The organism is Microbacterium thalli (assembly GCF_028737325.1).
Taxonomy (GTDB): Bacteria; Actinomycetota; Actinomycetes; order Actinomycetales; family Microbacteriaceae; genus Microbacterium; species Microbacterium thalli.
Genome location: NZ_JAQZCH010000013.1, coordinates 1 through 428 on the forward strand (window position 1 = coordinate 1; position 428 = coordinate 428).

The following is a 428-nucleotide window of genomic DNA, read 5'->3' on the forward strand; positions in this document are numbered from 1 at the left end:
CCTCCCCGCTGAAAGTACTTTACAACCCGAAGGCCTTCTTCATACACGCGGCATGGCTGCATCAGGCTTGCGCCCATTGTGCAATATTCCCCACTGCTGCCTCCCGTAGGAGTCTGGACCGTGTCTCAGTTCCAGTGTGGCTGGTCATCCTCTCAGACCAGCTAGGGATCGTCGCCTAGGTGAGCCGTTACCCCACCTACTAGCTAATCCCATCTGGGCACATCCGATGGCAAGAGGCCCGAAGGTCCCCCTCTTTGGTCTTGCGACGTTATGCGGTATTAGCTACCGTTTCCAGTAGTTATCCCCCTCCATCAGGCAGTTTCCCAGACATTACTCACCCGTCCGCCACTCGTCAGCGAAACAGCAAGCTGTTTCCTGTTACCGTTCGACTTGCATGTGTTAGGCCTGCCGCCAGCGTTCAATCTGAG

1 rRNA gene is annotated in these 428 nt (G+C 56.1%); it reads right to left on the reverse strand.

What is annotated here, in order from left to right:
- Nucleotides 1-428: ribosomal RNA gene (locus PUW82_RS15055) — 16S ribosomal RNA — on the reverse strand; the annotation flags it as partial.